This window comes from Paracraurococcus ruber (assembly GCF_004353985.1).
GTDB lineage: Bacteria > Pseudomonadota > Alphaproteobacteria > Acetobacterales > Acetobacteraceae > Paracraurococcus > Paracraurococcus ruber.
Genome location: NZ_SMOA01000005.1, coordinates 67,325 through 86,639, shown reverse-complemented (window position 1 = coordinate 86,639; position 19,315 = coordinate 67,325). Strand labels below are relative to the sequence as shown.

General features: G+C 72.7%; 19 protein-coding genes. 9 read left to right on the top strand and 10 right to left on the bottom strand.

Translation table 11 applies throughout. From position 1 onward, the window contains the following. The 8 genes from E2C05_RS02810 to E2C05_RS02775 form a co-directional block, all read right to left on the bottom strand. On the bottom strand, positions 1 to 697 hold a 697-nt coding region (locus E2C05_RS02810), incomplete at its 3' end, for a PDC sensor domain-containing protein (RefSeq protein WP_133218075.1). A gap of 3 nt (positions 698 to 700) precedes the next feature. Continuing rightward, positions 701 to 1,675: a TRAP transporter substrate-binding protein DctP gene (gene dctP / locus E2C05_RS02805; RefSeq protein WP_158291912.1), complete on the bottom strand. Its 975-nt coding sequence runs from the start codon at positions 1,673 to 1,675 to the stop codon at positions 701 to 703. A gap of 309 nt (positions 1,676 to 1,984) precedes the next feature. Then, positions 1,985 to 3,697: a methyl-accepting chemotaxis protein gene (locus tag E2C05_RS02800; RefSeq protein WP_133218073.1), complete on the bottom strand. Its 1,713-nt coding sequence runs from the start codon at positions 3,695 to 3,697 to the stop codon at positions 1,985 to 1,987. Between the two features lie 268 nt (positions 3,698 to 3,965). Continuing rightward, a complete protein-coding gene (locus E2C05_RS02795; RefSeq protein ID WP_133218072.1) occupies positions 3,966 to 5,675 on the bottom strand; it encodes a methyl-accepting chemotaxis protein in 1,710 nt (569 codons plus the stop codon). 113 nt (positions 5,676 to 5,788) lie between these two features. After that, a complete protein-coding gene (locus E2C05_RS02790; protein WP_133218071.1) occupies positions 5,789 to 6,475 on the bottom strand; it encodes a flagellar hook assembly protein FlgD in 687 nt (228 codons plus the stop codon). 20 nt (positions 6,476 to 6,495) lie between these two features. Continuing rightward, a complete protein-coding gene (fliK, locus tag E2C05_RS32775) occupies positions 6,496 to 7,083 on the bottom strand; it encodes a flagellar hook-length control protein FliK (RefSeq protein ID WP_205082699.1) in 588 nt (195 codons plus the stop codon). Positions 7,084 to 7,877: 794 nt separating this feature from the next. Further along, positions 7,878 to 8,432: a protein phosphatase CheZ gene (locus E2C05_RS02780; protein WP_133218069.1), complete on the bottom strand. Its 555-nt coding sequence runs from the start codon at positions 8,430 to 8,432 to the stop codon at positions 7,878 to 7,880. A gap of 8 nt (positions 8,433 to 8,440) precedes the next feature. Next, positions 8,441 to 8,803, bottom strand: coding sequence for a response regulator (locus E2C05_RS02775; RefSeq protein ID WP_133218068.1), 363 nt, complete (start codon positions 8,801 to 8,803; stop codon positions 8,441 to 8,443). A gap of 140 nt (positions 8,804 to 8,943) precedes the next feature. Here E2C05_RS02775 and E2C05_RS02770 point away from each other — a divergent pair, with 140 nt between their 5' ends. The 6 genes from E2C05_RS02770 to E2C05_RS02745 all read left to right on the top strand — a co-directional run bounded on the left by E2C05_RS02770 (position 8,944) and on the right by E2C05_RS02745 (position 15,037). Continuing rightward, complete coding sequence (locus E2C05_RS02770; RefSeq protein ID WP_133218067.1) at positions 8,944 to 11,568, top strand: hybrid sensor histidine kinase/response regulator; 2,625 nt, start codon at positions 8,944 to 8,946, stop codon at positions 11,566 to 11,568. Beyond that, complete coding sequence (locus tag E2C05_RS02765; protein ID WP_240046530.1) at positions 11,565 to 12,017, top strand: chemotaxis protein CheW; 453 nt, start codon at positions 11,565 to 11,567, stop codon at positions 12,015 to 12,017. The genes E2C05_RS02770 and E2C05_RS02765 overlap by 4 nt, the downstream gene beginning before the upstream one ends. Before the next feature lie 13 nt (positions 12,018 to 12,030). Then, complete coding sequence (locus tag E2C05_RS02760; RefSeq protein WP_133218066.1) at positions 12,031 to 12,399, top strand: response regulator; 369 nt, start codon at positions 12,031 to 12,033, stop codon at positions 12,397 to 12,399. An 11-nt stretch (positions 12,400 to 12,410) separates the two neighbouring features. Then, a complete protein-coding gene (locus tag E2C05_RS02755; protein WP_240046529.1) occupies positions 12,411 to 13,424 on the top strand; it encodes a chemotaxis protein CheB in 1,014 nt (337 codons plus the stop codon). Next, a complete protein-coding gene (locus E2C05_RS02750; RefSeq protein ID WP_133218064.1) occupies positions 13,421 to 14,227 on the top strand; it encodes a CheR family methyltransferase in 807 nt (268 codons plus the stop codon). The genes E2C05_RS02755 and E2C05_RS02750 overlap by 4 nt, the downstream gene beginning before the upstream one ends. 105 nt (positions 14,228 to 14,332) lie before the next feature. Further along, positions 14,333 to 15,037, top strand: a complete 705-nt coding sequence (locus E2C05_RS02745; RefSeq protein ID WP_133218063.1) for a bactofilin family protein — start codon at positions 14,333 to 14,335, stop codon at positions 15,035 to 15,037. Between the two features lie 360 nt (positions 15,038 to 15,397). Here E2C05_RS02745 and E2C05_RS02740 read toward each other — a convergent pair whose 3' ends face one another. Continuing rightward, complete coding sequence (locus tag E2C05_RS02740; protein ID WP_133218062.1) at positions 15,398 to 16,111, bottom strand: prepilin peptidase; 714 nt, start codon at positions 16,109 to 16,111, stop codon at positions 15,398 to 15,400. Between the two features lie 51 nt (positions 16,112 to 16,162). Beyond that, the gene (locus E2C05_RS02735; RefSeq protein ID WP_133218012.1) at positions 16,163 to 16,603 is read right to left on the bottom strand and encodes a hypothetical protein; all 441 of its coding nucleotides are present in this window, start codon (positions 16,601 to 16,603) and stop codon (positions 16,163 to 16,165) included. 177 nt (positions 16,604 to 16,780) lie between these two features. On the opposite strand from E2C05_RS02735, the gene E2C05_RS02730 reads away from it, so the two are divergent. The 3 genes from E2C05_RS02730 to E2C05_RS02720 all read left to right on the top strand — a co-directional run bounded on the left by E2C05_RS02730 (position 16,781) and on the right by E2C05_RS02720 (position 19,183). Beyond that, on the top strand, positions 16,781 to 17,053 hold the full coding sequence (locus tag E2C05_RS02730; protein ID WP_133218011.1) for a hypothetical protein: 273 nt from the start codon (positions 16,781 to 16,783) through the stop codon (positions 17,051 to 17,053). Then, positions 17,050 to 17,418 carry a hypothetical protein gene (locus tag E2C05_RS02725; protein ID WP_133218061.1) on the top strand — a complete coding sequence of 123 codons (369 nt, stop codon included), beginning with the start codon at positions 17,050 to 17,052 and terminating at the stop codon, positions 17,416 to 17,418. Before E2C05_RS02730 ends, E2C05_RS02725 begins: the two co-directional genes overlap by 4 nt. Before the next feature lie 166 nt (positions 17,419 to 17,584). Continuing rightward, positions 17,585 to 19,183, top strand: coding sequence for a flagellin N-terminal helical domain-containing protein (locus E2C05_RS02720; protein WP_133218060.1), 1,599 nt, complete (start codon positions 17,585 to 17,587; stop codon positions 19,181 to 19,183). The last annotated feature ends 132 nt before the right edge of the window (positions 19,184 to 19,315 follow it).

Sequence of the window (19,315 nt, the reverse complement as noted above, 5' to 3'; positions counted from 1 at the left end):
AGCGCTCCGGCGAACTCGGCTCAGGCAATGCCGGCCGGATCTCCGCCGGCCGGCCCATGCGGCCCTCGTCATGCGGCAGGCTCGCCAGCAGGGCGCCGTCGCTGCGTTCCAGCGCGACGCGGATGCCGGCGCCGGCGGCCGGCGCGAACAGCCCGGCGACGAGCGGGACCGGCACTTCGGCCACGGCATGCCGCGGCTCGCCCCCCGGCATGCGGATGATGCGGGTGAAGAAGAGCGCCCATTCGCCGGTCACCGGGTTGAGCGCCGGCCCGGCGATGGCCATGGCGCCGCGACGCGGTCCCGCCGCCAGCGTGCCGGGCGGCACCGGCAGCGAACGGCCCAGCGAGGCCGGCTGCGCCGAGGCCCAGACCCACCCGTCGCTCCGCACCAGCAGCAGGTCGCGGAAATTCAGGTTCTGGAAGCCGAGGTTGCGCAGCAGGCGCGAGGCGGCGCCGGCATCCAGCGCAGCCGGACCGTCGAGCAGTGCCGGCAGCCCGATCAGCGTACCGTCCACCTGCAGGAAGAACCGGTTCACCGCGCTTTCCGCCACCGCCGCGGCCCGCTGCACCATCGCCTCCGCCTCCGCCTCTGCAGTGCGGTGGGCGCGCTGCACCAGCAGCGCGCTGCCTGCCAGGATCAGCAGGACCAGCGCGCTGGCCCCCAGCAGGATCATCCGGGCGAGCAGGTGCAGCGGCATCGCTCAGCGGACCTCGGCCACGAGGCCGGTGGACGCCGCCATGTGGCGGTTCCAGGCGGCGGCGCAGTGAGGGCCGCAGCGTTCCAGCCAGCGCGGGATGATGGTGTCCGCCAGGAGACGCAGCCGGCGCGTCTCATCCTGGCCGGCCGGCGGGGTGGCGACGCGGCCGGCCGGGCAGGCCGTCGGCCCGGTGTCGCAACCCTGCACGGCTGCGGATTCCCGACCGGCCTCATCCCAGATCGCGCGTTCCAGCCCGCCGATGCCTTGCCGCAGCTGCGCCCGGAGATCTTCCGGCAGCGCCTGCCAGGCGCTCTGGTTGGCGGCGAAGACGCTCAGCCCCCAACTGAGTCCGACCCGGCCGACATGGGGCGCTTGCGCCGAGAGGTTGATGGCTTGGCCGGCGAGCACCGAGGTGATTGCGCAGGTGACCACGCCGTCGCGGATCGCCTGGTTGATCTCGGCAAAGGGGATCACCACCGGAACGCCGCCGAGCGCCTTCACCAGCTCCGACTGCCCGACGGACGAGGTGCGGACCCGTCGCCCCGCGATCTCCAGCCCCTGCACCGGGTCGCGGCAGAACAGCACCTGCGCGGGATAGGTGTAGACGGCGAGCGGTTCCAGCCCGAAACGGTCGCGCAGCACCGCTTCCATCCAGGGCCGCCAGGCGGCGACCGTGCGACGCAAGGTGCCGATATCGGGGCTGAGCAGCGCCAGATCGACCGCGTTCAGCTCCGGCTCCTCCGCCGCCGCCAGGCTGAGCAGGATGTTGCCGTAGGACAGCACACCGAGGCGCAGCAGGCGCAGCACCTCCTGCCCGGCGATACCGCTGCGGTCGAAGGGCTGGATGCGCGCGTGCATCCGGCCATTGGTGAGCACCGGCAGCTGCTCGGTCCAGAAGGGCTTCTCGAGCCGCTCATACTGGCTGATGGCGGCGAGGCCGCCGATCACGTCGAGCTCGATCGGCGCGTCATCGGCCATCGCGCCGGAAGCGGACAGGCCGGCGGCAAGCAGGCCAACGAGCGCGGTGCGCCGCAGCCGCGACCACCAGGGGGGACGGCCGGCGGCGCGACCGGCGGGATGGGCTATGGGGTGCATCGCGTGAGGTCGTGCCCGGCGGGATTGCCAGGCGGATCCTACCGGCGCCGAAGCAAGCAGCCGTGCCGCACGGTGCCTCTTTCGCCCATGCCCTGCGGCAGCATACGCTCAGCGCCGAAGGCGGTCATGCCGTCACCCTCTGGCAACGGAAGCGCCGCACGCTTCGGACCAGGCATGGCCCCGCGATCCGACCTATCCGGCGCGGCGCGTGTCGGATTCGATTGTGGCGACGTTGGCGAGGAAGCCGCCGACCTCCTGGTCGAGGGTTTGTGCCTGCCGCGCCAGGTCCTCCGAGGCGGAGGCAACCGCGCCGGCCGCCGTCCGCGCCTCCCCGGCGGCGCGGCTGACCGCGCCGATCGCGCCCGAGACGCTCTGCGTGCCGGATGCCGCCTGCTGCACGTTGCGGGCGATCTCCGCCGTCGCCGCACCCTGCTCCTCGACGGCAGCGGCAATGGCGGCGGCGATCTCGCTCACCTCGCCGATCCGCGTCCCGATCGCCTGGATCGCGCCCACCGCATCGCCGGTCGCCGACTGCATCGCGCCCACCTGCGCCGCGATCTCCTCCGTCGCCTTGGCGGTCTGCGCCGCCAGGTTCTTCACCTCCGACGCCACCACCGCGAAGCCCTTGCCCGCCTCGCCGGCCCGCGCCGCCTCGATGGTCGCGTTCAGCGCCAGCAGGTTGGTCTGCCCGGCGATGGTGGTGATCAGCCGCATCACCTCGCCGATCCGCTGCGCCCCCTCGGCCAGGCCCCGCACCACCTCGTCGGTCCGCTTCGCCTCCGCCACCGCCTGGCCGGCCACCTTGGAGCTCTGCGACACCTGCCGGGTGATCTCGGCGATCGAGGCCGAGAGCTCCTCGGCCGCCGCCGCCACGGTCTGCACGTTGGCGCTGGTCTGCTCGGCCGCTGCGGCCACCGCGCCGGCCCGCTCCAGCGTGCCCTCGGCGCTGCCCGACATGGCGCGCGCGGTGCCCTGCAGCTGCGCCACCGCCGCCGCAAGCACCTCCACCGTGTGCCGCACCTTCGCCTCGAACCCGCGCAGCAGTCCCGCCAGCCGCTCCGCCCGCGCCAGCCGCGCCGCATGGTCCGCCGCCTGCTCCGCCGCCAGCGCATCCGCCTGCCGCAGGCCGTTGCGCAGCTGCTCGGCCGCCACGGCCATGCAGCCGACCTCGTCGGCGCGGTCGGTGCCGGGCACCGGGTCCTGCCGGTCCCCTGCCGCCATGCGGCCGAGATGGGCGGTCATGGCGGCGAGGGGGGCAAGGATGGACCGCTGCACCACCGTCACCACGCCGAACCCGAGGACTAGGACCACCACGCCGGTGAGGCCGAGCAGCAACCAGGCCAGCCGCTGGCCTGCGGCCGTTGCCGCCGCCTGCAGCTCCGCGCCGCGCACCGCGGCCGCCTTGCCGCTGTCCTCGATGGCGCGGTTCAGGGCCTGGCGCGACGACCGGTTCTGCTCGTTGTTGCCGGTGCGCTCCGCCACCGCCGCCCCTTCCTCGATGCCTATCCGCAGCAACTCGGAGCGGTAGCGGATGAACTCATCGGCAGCGCGTTCCAACTGCCCGAAGGCTTCGGTCGCGGCGGGCGGGACCAGCGGCCGCCACAGGCCCAGATCGCTGCGCAGCCGCTCCAGGCGTTCGCGCATCCCGTTGCTGAAGCGCTGGGCTTCCGCCTTGTCCTTGGACATGTAGAGCCCGCGGCTATCCATCACCACCGCCAGGACATGCGCGTCCACCTTCGCCGCCAATCGCGATGCCTCCGCCGCGCGGGCGGCTTCCACCACCTGTTGCTCGTAGCTGCACAGCATGAGGAAGCCGGCGACAGCCGAGCCCAGGGCACTGGTCGCCAGCAAGGCGATCAGCGCGTAGAGGCGGGTTCCAAGAGATGTCCTGAAGGCGCTGAGCATCCGGGCGGGCTCCTTGTCCGGCTGTCGGAAGTGGGCGGGCCGGAGTCGTCCGGACCTGTGGCGGTGGCCTGCGGGAGCGGATGGCGCGGTTCGTCCGGCGCGGCGTCCAACAGAGGCCGGATTTCAAGCAGCGGGGTCGCGCATCCCGGCACCCGAGCAAGGCCGCGACCCGCGCGGGAGCAAGCCGCGGCGCGCCGTGCACATGCCGCGATGCTTCGGGCGGCAACCGGACGGCCACGCCAGGGCAGGGGCGGCGCCACTCATTGCCCTATCCGGCGCGGCGCGTGTCGGATTCGATTGTGGCGACGTTGGCGAGGAAGCCGCCGACCTCCTGGTCGAGGGTTTGTGCCTGCCGCGCCAGGTCCTCCGAGGCGGAGGCAACCGCGCCGGCCGCCGTCCGCGCCTCCCCGGCGGCGCGGCTGACCGCGCCGATCGCGCCCGAGACGCTCTGCGTGCCGGATGCCGCCTGCTGCACGTTGCGGGCGATCTCCGCCGTCGCCGCACCCTGCTCCTCGACGGCAGCGGCAATGGCGGCGGCGATCTCGCTCACCTCGCCGATCCGCGTCCCGATCGCCTGGATCGCGCCCACCGCATCGCCGGTCGCCGACTGCATCGCGCCCACCTGCGCCGCGATCTCCTCCGTCGCCTTGGCGGTCTGCGCCGCCAGGTTCTTCACCTCCGACGCCACCACCGCGAAGCCCTTGCCCGCCTCGCCGGCCCGCGCCGCCTCGATGGTCGCGTTCAGCGCCAGCAGGTTGGTCTGCCCGGCGATGGTGGTGATCAGCCGCATCACCTCGCCGATCCGCTGCGCCCCCTCGGCCAGGCCCCGCACCACCTCGTCGGTCCGCTTCGCCTCCGCCACCGCCTGGCCGGCCACCTTGGAGCTCTGCGACACCTGCCGGGTGATCTCGGCGATCGAGGCCGAGAGCTCCTCGGCCGCCGCCGCCACGGTCTGCACGTTGGCGCTGGTCTGCTCGGCCGCTGCGGCCACCGCGCCGGCCCGCTCCAGCGTGCCCTCGGCGCTGCCCGACATGGCGCGCGCGGTGCCCTGCAGCTGCGCCACCGCCGCCGCAAGCACCTCCACCGTGTGCCGCACCTTCGCCTCGAACCCGCGCAGCAGTCCCGCCAGTCGCTCGGCCCGCGCCAGCCGCGCCGCATGGTCCGCCGCTTGCTCCGCCGCCAGCGCATCCGCCTGCCGCAGGCCGACGCGGCACTCGTCGATGGCGCGGGCGAGGTCGCCGATCTCGTCCTGGCGCCCCGCGCAGGGCAGGTCGAAGGCGTAGTCGCGCTGGGCCAGCTGCCGGGTCACGGCGGACAGCCGCACCACCCGCGATACGACCTGCCTGTTCAGCCAGGCGGCCGAAGCCGCGGCCATGGTCGCCGCCAGCAGCGTCGCCAGGCCGATGACCCAGAGCGCCCGTTCATAGGCTTCCTTCGCCGCCTGGCCTTCCGCAATGCCCTGCGCGCGGTTGAACTGCTGGTCCGCGCGGATGGCGTCCATCGCGTTCTGGTAGGTCTCGAAGGCGCTGGTGAAGAGCTTCACCGCCGCGTCGCTGTTCTGCCCGCGCGCCAGGTTGACGACCTGGTCCGCCTGCGACCGGTACTCCTCCAGCAGCGGCCGGATCCGGCCGGCCAGCTGTTCCTCGTCGCCAGGCACGATCAGCGGCTGGTAGGCGCGCCAATTCTCCATCAGCGCCTCCTGCGTGTCGTGCATCACCCGCATCGACCGCACCGCCACCTCCGGGTCCCGGATCAACAGCATCTGGCTCAGCGCGGCGCGATGGCGCGCGAGGTTCATGCCGAGCTGGCCGAGCAGGTCGATGGTCGGCATCCAATTGCCGGCGAGCTGCTCGGTCGCGCCGTTGACGATGGCTAGGCGCTGCGCAGACATGGCGCCGACGCCGGCGAAGAGGACCACGAGCGCACCGAAGGAGATGGCGAGCTTGGTGCGGACCTTTTGGTTCTCGAAGAGGGCCATGGGACGAGGTCTCACTGACGGTCGTTGCAGAGAGCGGGAATCAGCACGACCGCCGGATGCGGCCGGCGGCCGGCAGGCTGGTGAGGCACGCGGCGCCGGCTCGCGCGGCGCGGCTATTGCGTCAGGCTGGTCAGGCCGGCGGCATCCACCGTGCGGCCATCCTGCAGGACCAGCCGGTAGCCTCCGCTCGCCTGGGTGCGCACCTCCGTCACGCGCCCGGCGGTGCTGATGCTGCCAGCGGCCTGCGCCTGGCCCTTGGAATCGTTGCCGACCACGCTCAGCGCGTAGGTATCCGCCGGCAGGCGGTTCCCCTTGGCGTCGTTGCCGTCGAAATTCACGGTGCTGGTGCCGCTGCCGACCGGGATGCTGCGCAGCACTGTGCCGGCGGCGTCCTTCACCAGCAGCCTCGGGTTGCTGAGCGACACCTGGTCGACGGTGACCGAGACGGGCGCGGCGGCGCCGGAGGCCGGCAGCGCCAGGCTGTTCGCCGCGGCCGTCACCTGCTTGCCGATCAGGGCCGCAACCTGGGTCAGCTGGCCGCCGGAGGACGCATCGGCCAGCTTCTGCAGCAACGTGTTGCTCTTCGTCTGCTGCTCCACCTGGGAGAACTGCGCGAGCTGCGCGACGAATTGCGTCGCATCGGTCGGCTTCATCGGGTCCTGGTACTTCAGCTGCGCGGTCAGCAGCGTCAGGAAGCGGTCTAGGTCCTGGTTGACGCTGCCAAGGGTCTTCGTCGCGTTCGTCTGCTGGGAGGCCAGGGTGCTGGCGCCGCTGATGCCGGTGATCGGGGTGGTGGCCATCTGGGGTGCTCCGCTCTGGCTCAGGCGATGATGTCGATGAGGCTGTCGAGGGCGCGCAGGCGCTGCGCGACCGGCGGCTCGGCGGTGTCCTCCGCGGCGGCGAAGCCGGGCGACCCGGCGGGCGGGCGCGCCTCGGCCTCCGGCCGGCCTCCATCGCCCTGCCGCAGGTCGAGCCCGCCGGCGCCCAGCTCGATGCCGGCGCGCGCAAGCTGCTGTTCCAGCTGGCTGCGGTCCTGGCTGAAGGACTGGAAGGTCTCCGGTCGATCCGCCGCGACGACCACCTGGTGGACGGCACCGTCGCGGAAGCTCAGCCGCACCTCGACCCGGCCGAGTTCGGGTGGGCGGAGATCGACCGAGATGGTCTCGATGCGGTGCTCCGCGGCGCGGGCGACGCGCAGCGCGACCTGATGCCCCGCTTCCGCCATCAGCCGCGGCGGCACCGGCATGGCCTGCACGTCCGGCGTGCTGCGCGGCGTCGCCTCCGGCCGCGGCAGGGCCGGGGCGGGACCGGCGATCGCGGTGGCGGGCGCCGGATCGGGCACGCGATCGGCCACCGCCGACAGCGCGCTTGGCGGCGGGGAGGCAGGTGTCTCGGCGTCCCTCGGCACGGCTGCAGGCGGTGGCGCGGCGACCAAGGGGAGAGCGGGCCCGGTCGGCTCGGCCGGCTCCGGCCCGGGTCGGGCGATGCGCCGCTCCAACAGTGAAGGCTGCAGGAGTTTCGCATTTCGATCGGCACGCGCCGATGGCGGCGTCGCCTGTCCAGGTGCCGCCTGCCTGGATGCGATCTGGCCCTGGGCCGGAAGCGGGGCGGCCGCCGGGGCGGGCGAGCCGGCAGTCGCCTCGGGCTTGTCGATCGTGGCCACCTTGTCCGGCGGCGCGGGATCGGACGGGCTGCCGGGGGCTGCGGCGGCGGCATCGGCCGTCCCGGCCACGAGCGCCATGCCGGGCAGTGGCGGGGGGGGAGAGGCCGGGGCCGGGATCGCAGGCGGCAGCATCGCCACCAGCGCCGGCGGGGGTTGTGGCGGGCTCTCCGGCAGTGGTGCGGCTGCGCCAGGATCCTCGGTCGCCGCGGCTTCCGTGCCCGGCAGCGCCGGATCCGCCGCGTCGGGTGCCGGGGATTGCAGCGGCACTGCGCCGCGCATGGCCGGCACGCCCGCCTCGGCGAACAGGTCGGCCGGCGGCAGCACCGGCCGGGGCGCCTGCGGCAGGCCCTTCGCCGGCGGGACGCCGAGGGCTGGCGTCACGGCAGGCATCGGCCCGCCGGCCAGCAGGGCGGCAAAGCCCTCCGTATCGGCGGCCGTTGCGGCGCCATTGGCGGGTGGCGTGGCTGGGGCGGGTGCCAGAAGGGGCCCGGCAGCGATCGAGAGAGGCATGGTTCGGCCTTGGCTCCGCCGGGCGCGGGTTATGCGAAGATGTCGTCGACGGCGCCCTGGCCGAGGCCGCCCTGGGCGGGGGAACTCGGGCCGTTTAGCAGCGGATCGGCAGCAGCCTCGGCCTGCTGGACGGTCCGCACCTCCTCCGGCGCGATCCCCAGAAGCTTCGTCAGCCGGGCGACCCGCGCCTCCACCTCCCGCAGGGCGCCGATGACTTTGCGGATGCGCTGTCCCGTGATGTCCTGGAAGATGCAGGCCATCACGATGGCGGTCGCCGCCTCGTTCACTTCGGCCGCGTCGGCGGCATGGGCGGCGCCGGCCGTGCCGTCCAGTCGGATGGCGGCGGCCTGCACGCGCTCGGCCTGGCGCATGATCTCGAAGGCCGCACGCTCGGTCTCGAGCACCACGAGATCGAGCGTATCGTTCGCCTCGCCGAGCGGCGGCGGTGCACCGGGCGGCGGCGCAAGGCCGATGACCGCAAGGCGCGTCTCGGCCAGCAGGGCGGCCATCTGGCCCATTTCCGCCCGGGCCTGAAGGAGGCTGTCGGCGTGCTCGGCCGCCCAGGTCTGGGGCAGGGTGTGCATGGCCCCGCTCAACCCATGACGGCGGCGATCTTCGCCTTCAGGGTTTCCGCCGTGAACGGCTTGACGATGTACTGCGACGCACCGGCCTGCTTGGCGGCGATGACGTTCTCGGTCTTGCTCTCGGCCGTGACCATGATGAAGGGCATCCTCGCCAGGCCGGCATCGGCGCGGATCTGCTTCAGCAGGTCGAGCCCGGTCATCGGCTCCATGTTCCAGTCGGAGATGACCAGGTCGAAGCGGGTGGTGCGGACGCGCTCCAGCGCCGCGACGCCGTCGCCGGCCTCCTCGACATCCTTGTGGCCGATCTGATCGAGCAAGTTTCGCACGATGCGGCGCATGGTCGGGTAATCATCCACGACAAGGATCTTCACGGCCAAGCCTCTCTACGCAAGTTGGCCTAGCCAAGCCGGAACAGCTATTTTTCGCAAGAGTTGAATTTGCGTTGCGAAACTCGCCTTCTGGCGCTACTCATAGCAAGCGTTTTTTCGCATAGCTCGGCCGGAGGCGCGGCGTGGAAGACTTCGTCCAGGACTTCGTCGCCGAGACGGTCGAGGCACTCGGTGCGCTCGACAACGACCTGCTGCGGCTGGAGGTCGGGGCGGCCGAGCCAGATTTGGTGCCGCGCATCTTTCGCGCCGTGCATACCATCAAGGGCACCTGCGGCTTCCTCGGCCTCAATCGACTGCGCCGGGTCGCGCATTCGGCCGAGAACGTGCTGGATGCCATCCGCAAGGACCGCCTCGCGGCCGGGACCGAGGTGGTGACGGCGATCCTCGGTGCCATTGACGTGCTGAAGGCGATCACCGACCACCTCGGCGCCACCGGGTCCGAGGGCGAGGGCGACGACGAAGCGCTGATCAACCGGCTCGATGCCCTGCACGAAGGCGCGTCTGCGACGCCCGCACCGCCGCCGCCGCCCGCGGCCACCCTGTCCGCGGAAGAGGCGGCACTGGCCGCCGCCTGGGACGCGACGCCGGCGCACATCCCCATCCCCGAACCGGTCCCGGCACCCGCCCCAGCCCCAGCCCCTATCCTGGCCCCGGCTGCCGTGCCGGCTCCGCGCGCCGAGGCCCGCCCCGTCGCGGCCGGCGAGGGCGCGGCGCAGTCCATCCGCGTCAACCTCGACCTGCTGGAGACGCTGATGACCAGCGTCTCCGAGCTGGTACTGACCCGCAACCAGCTCCTCCAGCTCTCGCGCAACAGCCGCGACAACAGCTTCGCCGGCCCGCTGCAGCGCCTGAACCACGTGGTCTCCGAGCTGCAGGAGAACGTGATGAAGACGCGGATGCAGCCGGTCGGCAATGCCTGGAGCAAGCTGCCGCGCATCGTCCGCGATCTCGCCCGCGATCTCGACAAGAAGATCGAGATGCGCATGACCGGCGCCGAGACCGAGCTGGACCGGCAGGTGCTGGAGATGATCCGCGACCCGCTGACCCATATGGTCCGCAACTCCTGCGACCATGGGCTGGAGCGCCCGGCCGAGCGCGTCGCCGCCGGCAAGGACGAGACCGGCATCATCGCGCTGCATGCCTCGCACGAGGGCGGCCACATCGTCATGACGCTGTCGGATGACGGGCGCGGCCTGAACCTGGTACGCATCCGGCAGAAGGCGGTGGAGCGCGGCCTGGCGACCGAGGCGGAGGTCGCCGCCATGGGCGACAACCAGGTCGCCCAGTTCATCTTCCGCTCGGGCTTCTCGACCGCGGCGGCGGTGACCGACGTCTCCGGCCGTGGCGTCGGCATGGATGTGGTGCGCACCAATGTCGAGCGGATCGGCGGCACCATCGAGCTCTCGACCAAGCCGGGCAAGGGCTCGGTCTTCACCATCAAGATCCCGCTGACCCTGGCCATCGTCAGCGCGCTGATCGTCGATTGCGCCGGGCAGCGCTACGCCGTGCCGCAGATCTCGGTGACCGAGATGGTCCAGGCCGGCGAGGGTGGCGAGCGGCGGATCGAGCGCATCCGCGATACGCCGGTGCTGCGGCTGCGCGACCGGCTCCTGCCGCTGGTGCCGCTGCGCAGCGTGCTCGGCCTGCCGCGCGGCGAGCCGGGAAAGGAAGGCAGCTTGGTCATCGTGACCCGGGTCGGCGCCTATGAATTCGGCATCGTGGTGGACAGCGCCCAGGACACCGAGGAGATCGTGGTCAAGCCGGTGGCGCCGCTGCTGAAGGAGATCGGCGTCTACTCGGGCAACACCATCCTCGGCGACGGTTCGGTCTGCATGATCGTCGACCCGAACGGCATCCTGGCGCGGGCCGGCCGGCTCGACACCTCGGCAGGCGGCGACGGGGTCCAGGCGGCCGCGGGGGCCGAAGGCCTGCACGGGTCGGAGCGGGTGGCGCTGCTGCTGGTGCGCGCCGGCCTGGGCATGCCGAAGGCCATCCCGCTCGACCTCGTCGCCCGGCTCGAGGAGATCGCGGTGGACGAGATCCACGAGCTCGGCGGCCGCATGCTGACGAAATACCGCGGCAAGCTGATGCCGCTGATCGCCGCCGACCATGGCGTGGCCTTCGAGCCGGGGACGCGCAAGCCGGTGCTGGTCTTCGCCGAGGGCGAGAACAGCATGGGCCTGGTGGTCGACACGATCGACGACATCGTCGAGAGCGACATCAATGTCGAGCTGCGCTCCGGCCGCCCGGAGGCCATCGGCTCGGCCCTCGTGGGCGGCCGGCCGGTCGAGCTGCTGAACGCCAGCCACTTCGTCGGCGAGACCGCCGGCACCTGGTTCAGCCCGCCGAGCGTCGCCCGCCGGCCGCGTGGCCGCCGCGTGCTGATGGTGGACGACAGCCCCTTCTTCCGCGGCCTGGTCGGCCCGATCATCCGCTCCTGCGGGCTCGAGGTGCTGGCGACCGGCTCGGCCGAGGAGGCGCTGGCGCGGCTCGAGGCCGGCGAGCGCGCCGACCTCGTCGTCACCGACATCGAGATGCCGGGGATGGACGGCTACGAGCTGTGCCGCACCCTGAAGCGCGACCCGCGCTGGGCGCATCTGCCGGTCATCGGCCTGTCCGGCCATGCCGGCGCCGAGGATGTGGAGCGCGGCATGGCCGCCGGCTTCGCCCGCCACCTGCCGAAGCTCGCCCGCGACGACATCAGCCGCGCGATCGGCGAAGTCCTGCAGCCGGAGACCTGCGCGTGACCGAGGCCGCCCGCGACATCCGCTCCCAGTCGGTCTCGGTCGTGGTGGCCGGGCAGGCCTGGGGCATTCCCATCGCCGCGGTGCGGGAGGTGCTGGGCCCGCAGGCCATCACGCCCGTCCCGCTGGCGCCGCCCGCCGTCGCCGGCTCGCTCAACCTGCGCGGCCGCATCGTCACCGTGCTCGACCTGCGCACCGCGCTCGGCCTGCCGCCGACGGCGGTGCCGGAGCGCGCCACCGAGGTGGTCGTGGAGCAGGAGGGCAATCTCTACAGCCTGCTGATCGACGAGATCGGCGACGCCATGGACCTGGCCGCCGGCACCGTGGAGGCGCCGCCGCAGACCATGGATTCCCGCTGGCGCGGGCTGGCGACCGGAATCGTCAAGCTGGATGGCCGCCTGCTGCTGCTGCTGGACCTCGACCGCCTGCTCGGCGCGGTCGGCACCGCCTGACCCGGAGCACCCCATGCCCCAATGCCTCGTCGTGGACGACAGCGCCGTGATGCGGCGCATCGCCCGCAGCATGCTGGAGAAGCTCGGCTTCGACTGCACCGAAGCGGCGGACGGCGCGCAGGCGGTTGAGGCGGTGCGGCAGCACGCGCCCGATGTCATCCTGCTCGACTGGGAGATGCCGGTGCTGGACGGCTTCGGCGCGCTGACCGCGCTGCGTGCCGAGCCCTGGGGGCGGGCGCCGCGCATCGTCATGTGCACGACGCTGAGCGACATGGAGCGCATCGTCGCCGCGCTGGAAGCCGGCGCCGACGAATATGTCATGAAGCCCTACGACCAGGAGATCCTGGCGGACAAGCTGCGCGCCGTCGGCGTCCTCGATTGATGACGCCAGGCATGGAAGTGCGCCCGGCCGAGCCGGACCGGTTGCCGCTGCGCGTCCTGCTGGTCGCGGCGGAGCCGGTGGTGCGGCTGCAGCTTCGCCGCCTGGTCTCCGGGCGACCGGACCTCGAGGTGGTCGGCAGCGCCCGCAACGACGCCGAGCTGGAAGCGCTGCTGGCCGAGACGCGGCCGGCCGTACTGCTGGTGGATGCGCGCGATGCGCGGTCCGGCGCGGCGGCGGTGCTCCGCCTCGCCGCGCGGCAGGGGCTGCGCGGCCTGTCGCTGCTCGGCGAAGGCGCGGCGCCGGCCGGCGCCGCCCTGCCCTGCCCGGCCGACCTGGCCGCGGAGGAGCCTGGCGGCGCCTTCATGCAGCAGCTTTCTGGCGCGTTGCGCGGTGCCGCCGGCACAGCGCAGCCATCGCGCCTGGCTGCGACCAGGCCAAGTTTCCGGCCCGAGCTGATCGCCATCGGCAGCTCCACCGGCGGACCGCAGGCATTGTCGGAGCTGGCGCGGGCGCTGTCCCGTCGCCGCCCGTCGCTGCCCGTGCTGCTGACGCAGCACATGCCGATGACCTTCACCGCCATGCTGGCGGACCAGCTCAGCCGCTGCGGCTACCCCGCCGTCGAGGCGATGGAGGGCATGCCGCTGCAGCCCGGCCGGATCCATGTCGCGCCCGGTGGCTTTCACCTGCTGGTCCGGCGGGACGGCGACCGGCTCGCCTGCACGCTGGACGACGGCCCGCCGGAGAATTTCTGCCGCCCCGCGGTGGATCCGATGCTGCGCGCCGCCAGCCGCGTCGCCGGCGGCCGGGTTCTGGCCGTCATCCTCACCGGCATGGGCAGCGACGGCCTGCTGGGCTGCCAGGGCCTGGTGGCCGCGGGCGGCGTCGTGCTGGCGCAGGACGAAGCCAGCTCGGTCGTCTGGGGAATGCCGGGCGCGGTGGCACGCGCCGGGTTGTGCCATGCGGTCCTGCCGCTTTCCGCCATGGCCGACGCGGTGGCACGCCTTGCCACGGGGGGACCGTCGTGACTGCTGCCGCGCTCGCCACCATCCGGGACGTGGTGCAACGCCGCTCCGGCATCGCCATGGCCGCCGACAAGGACTACTTGGTCGCGGCGCGGCTGGAACCCTTGCTGCCGCAGCTCGGGGTCGCCACCACCGTAGCGCTGGCCGACCGCATCGGGCGGCAGAATGACGCGCGCTTGGCCATGCTGGTCACCGATGCGCTGACCACCAACGAGACCCTGTGGTTCCGCGACGGCAGGCCCTTCGACCTGCTGCGGGACGTGGTGGTGCCCGACATCCTGGAGCGCCGCGCTGCCGAGCGGGAGTTGCGCTTCTGGTCCGCCGCCTGCTCCACCGGGCAGGAGCCCTATTCCCTGGCCATCCTGCTGGCCGAGGACACGGCGCGGCTGGCGGGATGGCGCTGGCGCATCCTCGGCACCGATCTCAGTGCCACCGCCGTCGCCCGGGCGCGGGAGGCGCGCTACAGCCAGTTCGAGGTGCAGCGCGGCCTGTCCGCCCACCGGCTGATCAAGCATTTCAGCAAGGACGGCGAGGCCTGGCGGCTGAAGGAGGCGCTGCGCGCGGCGGTGGAGCTGCGCGAGGCCAACCTGCTCAGCCTGCCGCCGCTCGGCCCCTTCGATGCCGTCATGTGCCGCAACGTGCTGATCTATTTCGACGTGCCGACCAAGCGGGCGGTGCTGGACGCGGTGGCGGCGCGGCTGCGGCCGGGCGGCTGGCTGCTGCTCGGCGCCGCCGAGACCACGCTCGGCATCACTTCGGCCTTCACCCCGCATCCCGAGCACCGTGGCCTGTACCGCCGTGCCTGACGCCCGCCATCGCCCGCCGCCGCCGGACCCCGGCCCGGCCGGGCAACAGCCGGCAACGGACTGACCCGCCCCGATCCCGCCGACCTCCTAGAAGGGAGAACCCAGATGCGCCGCGCCACGAAGTCCAGCACCCGAGAGCCGGTCGTCACCTACGAGCAGTTCGACCTGCCGCGCGAGATGGAGGCGGAGTTCGACTTCATCCCTGCCCCCGCGCCCACCTCGACGGCCGGGCCGTCCGTACCGCCCGCGACGGCGTCGGACACGCCGGTCGCCGGCACCATGCTGGTCGCCGCGGGCGGCACGATCGAGGGCAAGGTGGCGGCCGCCAGCCATGTCCGCGTCGCCGGCATCCTGCGCGGCCGGCTGGAGGCGGACAGCGTCTTCATCGCCCGCGGCGGCCTGGTGGATGGCGAGATCACGGCCCGTATGGTGCATGTCGAGGGCACGCTGCGTGGCGCCGTCACCGCAGCCGAGGTCGAGATCCTCGGCTGCGCCGTGGTCGAGGCCAATCTCACCTATGACGAGATCGACATCGCCCGCGGCGCCCGGGTCAGCGGGCTGCACCGCCGGCGCGAGGCACCGGCCCCCGAGCAGCCGATGCTCGCCCTCGCCTCGGCGACGGCCGCGGCGGCATTCCCGCCGGGCCTCGCCACCGAGGCGGAGCAGGCGCTGCAGGCGCTCGCCGCCGTGGCCCATGCCGCGGCGGCGGCGGCGGCCGAACTGGCCGGGGACAGCTCCGCCAGCCTGGCCGAGCTGGAGGAGGAGCTGCGCAACGCCGGCGCCGTGGCCGGCAAGGCCGCTGCAGGCTAGGGCCGGCTGCGGAGGGCATGCACGCCCGGGCCCATGCTGTCGCTGCGTGGCTTGCCGTGCCAGACCGCTGCTCGTCGGGCGGCGTCATCCCGACGGTCCGGGGCGATGAGCGCCGGGAGGCGTCATGCCGCCCAGAAGCGCCGGGCGATCCCGGCGGCGCCATCGCTTGCCGCGGCGGCGGTCGAGGCCGATCGGTGCGCTGGCCCGCTGCGCCGATCGCAGAGCACGCGATCCGGTCACCGGCAACGCAGGGCCTGGCGCCCGGGCCGGTCCGCGATCCGCGCCCGGGTGGGGTCGCCCGGACAGCGCGCATCGGCATGCGCGGCCGTCCACCACATGTCGGCGTGCCGGCCGGCCGGCCTAGAGGCCGCGCGCGGCCAGGCCGGTGGCGGCAAGGGCGGCGGCGCTGATGGCGAGGCCGAGCGGCATCCAGTCCGGCCGCGCCTGCCGCATGTAGCGCCAGCCAAGCGCGAGCAGGGCCGTGGCCGCGGCGAGCAGCAGCAGGAGGCGTGGCAGGCCCGACAGGCCGGCCAGCGCGCCGCAGGCCGCCATCAGCTTGACGTCGCCGCCGCCGAGGGCGGGCTGCCCGAGCAGGATGCGGGCCGCGAGCTGCAGCAAGGCCAGCAGGCCCCAGGCAGCGACCGCGCCCAGCAGCGCATCGCCGGCGGGCACGGGCGCCAGGCCAAGCGCGGCGCCGGTAAGCGCCAGCCAGAGCAGCGGCTGCGTGACGCTGTCCGGCAGCCAGTAGGCGCGCAGGTCGAGCAGAGCGCCATAGGTGATCAGCGCCGCGGCGAGCCCGAGGAACAGACCGGGCAGCCCCGGCCCGGTGGCGAGCGGCGCGCCGGCCAGTGCCAGCGCCAGGGCAACGCTGTGGGCGGTGCGCCAGGCCGGTTCGGGCGCGCCGGCCGGACGCGCGAGGCGGCGCAGGCTCTCGGCCAGCTCCGGCCCGGTGCGGCCGCTCGCCTCCTGCGCCTCCAGCGTGGCGACCTGGGCATGGGCCAGCCTGGCCAGGGCTGGGCCGAGCAGCGCGGCGGCAGCAAGGCCGGCCAGGGCCTGCCAGAGGACATCGGACATGGGGCGTGGCGGCGGCGCCGCCTCCTTGTGAGGGTTTGGTTGTGGTGTTTGTCAGGGTCTTGGCGGGACGAGGCCTGGGTAGGGGATTTCGTCGTGTCCGCGGCTGCGCAGGAGGGTGTTGGCGGCGCGTGCGACTTCGCGCGGGCCTGCGGGGAAGCCGTCGAGCTCGTAGTAGCCGTTGCGCAGGATGCGGACGCGGCGGCCGAGCAGGGCATGGGCGTATTCGAGCGGGGTCATGCCTTCGGGCACGGCGGCCTCGCGGGTGGGCAGGGCCGGGCTCTGCGCTGTCTCGCGCTCGGTGCGGGCGAGCAGGCGGGCGAGGTGGCGGCGGGCGTAGCAGAGTTCGAGGTTGAACAGCCGGGCGAGGCGGCGGATCTCCTCTCCGGCGAGGGCGCGGCGGTTGAACTCCTCGCGCCGTTCGGGCGGCAGGGTGCGGCGGCGCAGCTGCTGGCGCTTGCGCCCCTTGGCGGGCGGCTCTGTCACGGGGCCCATGGCAGGGGACCTCTCCAGGGCCGCGCTTGGCGCGGCCGGGCGGCTCCTTCTGGAGGAGGGGAGCTGTCCTTCTGGAGGCCGGGTGGGGCGCCACCTTTGCGAAAAAGCGTGGTATGAAACTTCTAGCCGAAGCCGAACACACCTTCCAGCAACGATCCCAGAAATCGGTGCCTCATCATGGACCCGACCACGCCAGCCCGCGCCGCCACCGCCGCCGACCCCGCCCGCCGCGCCGCACGCCAGTTCGAGGCCGCCTTCGCCGCCGAGATGATCCGCGCCGCACGCCCGCCACGCCGCGAAGGCAGCCTCGGCAGCGGCGCACGCGACTTCGACAACTTCATGGACGAGGCCCTCGGCAAAGCACTCGCCGACCGCGGCACCCTCAGGCTCGAACAGCCCATCGCAGACGCCATCCGAAAAACACAGCGCGCCAGGACCAACCAGCCATGAGCCATGCAACAGAGGCGGCCAAATGGCTCACCACGCTGCTGCAACGCGAAACCCTTGCGGCGCGCCGGGCCGCCCTGCCGGAGCTGATCGTGCTGGCCGAGGAGAAGCGCGAGGCCTTCGCTGCCCTTGCCGCGGCCGGCACGCCGCAAGGCCCGGACGCGGAGGCAGCGACGCGTGCGCTGCTGGCCGCAGCCGAGGAGAATGCACTGGTGCTGGGCGCAGTGGCCGGCGCGATCGGGACAATGGAGATGCGGCTGCGGCGCGACCTGGCGGCGGCGACGGATCCCGGGGTCTACGCGCCGCAGACCCGCCTGCGCCGGCCGCCGCGGCACAGCCTGGCGGCGCGGGTGGACCGCATGGCCTGAGCGTCGACCAGAAGGCCACATGCGAAAAACATCGCTTCGAGGACGATCCAGGATTGCGAAAAATGATAAACGTCGATTAGAACACTAGGGCGGCCGGCGACTGCGCCCGCCGCCCCCTCGCGTCAGAAGGCGCTCCCGCAACCAGCCCCGCGAAAGGGAGCTTCCTGTGCCTTCTTCGATCCTGACCAACAACGGCGCCATGGTCGCTCTGCAGTCCCTGCAGATGACCCAGAAGAACCTGCTGGACACGCAGAACCGCATCTCCACCGGCCTGAAGGTGGCGAGCGCGAAGGACAACGCGGCGACCTGGGCCGTGGCGACCGCCATGCGTTCCGACATCGCCAACTTCAAGCAGGTCAGCGAGAACCTCTCGACCTCCGCCTCGATCGTCGGCACCGCCCGCGCCGGCGCCGAGCAGATCACCAGCCTGATCACGCAGATCAAGGCGAAGGTGACCTCCGCCCAGGATCCGTCCAAGGACAAGACGCAGATCCAGAACGACATCGACCAGCTCGTCGCGCAGATCCAGAGCACGGTCGACAGCTCGGCCTATAACGGCGTGAACCTGGTCAACAACGGCGGGGCGCAGCGCTTCGTCGCGTCCGTGAACAACGTCAGCGGCGTCTCCACGCCATCCTACATCGCGGTATCCGGACAGGATCTGAACGTCAATGGCGGCGGCCTGTCCGCCCTGAAGAACCTGGATGTCACCGCGCGCGGCGACACGCTGTTCGGCACCAGCAACGCCGGCCAGAAGGCGATGGGCACGAAGCAGGCGACCTTCGCCAACTTCGACGCCGCGACCGGTCTGACCGCCACGGCCTACGGTTCGGGCACGTTCACGGTCAACTATACCGACGCGGCCGGCTCCGCCAAAACGGTGACCGTCAGCAGCGCCACCGCCATGACGGCGACCACCCTCAACAGCGACGCCAACTTCGCCAAGCTGTTTCAGGCGACCGCCGGCGGCACGGGCGAGATCATCCTGCAGGCGGCCACGCGCGACGTCGAGACCGGCTCCTTCTCCATCAACAGCGTCGAGGGCAGCGCGGTCCTCGCGCCGGCTGTTGCCAACGGCGCGGCGGGCAGCCCGATCGCTGCTGCGAACGCGAAGACCTCGGCCGACTTCACCTTCCAGGCGGTGCCGCTGAAGGCGGGCGAGACCTTCCAGCTCGACTACAGCATCAACGGCACCAACAAGACGGTGAAGCTGCAGGTCGCCGACAAGGCGTCCGGCACGCTGCTCAGCACCGATGGCAACGGCGTCAACACCTACGCCGTCGACGCGTCGGTGGTGTCGGTCTTCAACGCCTCGGCCACCAACATCGGTGCGGAGATCCGTGCGGCCCTGCTCGGCTCCAACGACTTCGCCGCGGCGGCGGCGGACGGCACGAAGCTGGGCGTGACCGCCACCACGGGTCGGGTGGTGATCGCCTCGGTGGACGGCACCGATGCGGTGCGCAAGTTCAGCCCGCCGGCCACCGACTACAAGGCGATGCTGGCCAATGTCGACACCGCGGCGAAGGCGGCGACCAATGCCGCCGCCGTCTTCGGCTCGGCCGGTACGCGCATCGACACCCAGAAGACCTTCATGGACAAGCTGGCCGATACGCTGACGACCGGTGTGGGCGCCCTGGTGGACGCCGACATGTCCGAGGAAGCGGCCCGCCTCACCGCCCTGCAGACGCAGCAGCAGCTCGGCACCCAGGCGCTGTCGATCGCCAACCAGGCGCCGCAGATGATCCTGTCGCTGTTCCGCAGCTGATGAGCCGGAGGGGGCGCCGCAAGCGCCCCCTCCATCCCCCTCGGGCCTCGGCCGGGCGTTGCCGGCTGCTTTACCTACCCCCGCATCCCCCGCGGACGGCCCCGCCTGGCCGAGGCCCGACCCCTTCCCTGT